This window comes from Mycoplasmopsis agassizii, assembly GCF_002276225.1.
GTDB lineage: Bacteria > Bacillota_I > Bacilli_A > Mycoplasmatales > Metamycoplasmataceae > Mycoplasmopsis_B > Mycoplasmopsis_B agassizii_A.
Map to the genome: position 1 here is coordinate 1 of NZ_NQNY01000030.1, position 1,266 is coordinate 1,266.

Consider the following 1,266-nt stretch of genomic DNA (forward strand, 5'->3'; position numbering starts at 1 on the left):
AACCACCATCCCTAACGCTAGCGTTGAAGTAACTTTAGTAGCAAATGGTGCTAACGACACTAATGGGACTTTAAAAGTTAAAGTAGTTTTAAAAGCAACATCAGCAACTACAACTACTTACTATAAACAAAATGGTGATAAAGGAGCAGCAACTGATGCAGTTGAAGTAACTATTTCAGGATTTACTACTTCTAAGGGTGCTATTAGTAAATGATATAGTGAGAGTGTGAGGGATGCTAGTGTTGCAACTAATGAAACATTAAAGGTTAAAAAACCATCTGCAGTTACAGCAGAAGAATTAAAATCATTATTCACAGCACCTGCTACTTTAACAGGTTCAACAGTAGAACTAGAAGTTGTAGCAGATTCTGCTAATGATGTATCAGGTAATTTAAAATTAAAAGTTACTTTAAAACAAGGTGACAACTTCTTTAAAGAAGATGGTTCAACTGTTTTAGCAGCAGACAAATCTACTGCAGGTAAAACAGTAACGATTTCAGGTTTTGTTGCTAGCGATGCTAATGCAGCAAAAGCACAAGCATGATATACAGGTGAAGTTCAAGATCAAATTGTAGAAGGAACTTTAGCAACTAAAAAAGCATCAGTAATTAGTGAAACTACCGACAAAACAGAATTAGATAAATTATTTGCACTGCCTACAGGTGATGATACTTTTAATCCTGAAGCAACTATTGAATATAGTGATTTAAAAGCAAATGACTATACAGGTAGTTTAAGTTTAACAGTAGCCTTGAAAGTAGGAAATAAATACTACGATAAAGATGGTAATCAATTAGATGCAGCTAAAGGCGAAAAAGTTGAATTAACAGGGTTTGCAGATTATAAAGAAGCAATTAAGACTTGATATGCAGCAGTTGTAAATAAGACAGCAACCGAAGACTTAAAATCCAAAGCAGCTTCAACAGCAACATCAGATGAAATCAAAGCATTATTCACAGCACCTGTTCAAACAACATTACCTAATTCAGAATTCAGCGTTAGTTTAACAGCAGATGATGCTAAAGGTGAAGTTTCTGTTAAAGTTGTCTTTTCAGCAACAGTTGATAGTACAAAAATGAACTTCAACGAAAATGGTTCATTAGATGAAGGTGAAACTGCTACAGGTAAAACAGTGAAAGTTTCAGGCTTTAAAAATACATCTGCAGAGCAAGAGCAGGCAGCCAAAACTTGGTATGATGCTCTGCCTAGCACTTTTGCAGCAGACACAGAAAGTGCTAAGAAGTTAGCGAGTGAATTTAAAACAGA

1 protein-coding gene is annotated in these 1,266 nt (G+C 35.0%); it reads left to right on the forward strand.

Features of this window, described 5'->3' with window-relative positions:
• The coding region (locus tag CJJ23_RS04910) for a lipoprotein 17-related variable surface protein (RefSeq protein ID WP_143823652.1) at window positions 1–1,266 on the forward strand (1,266 nt) is incomplete at both ends.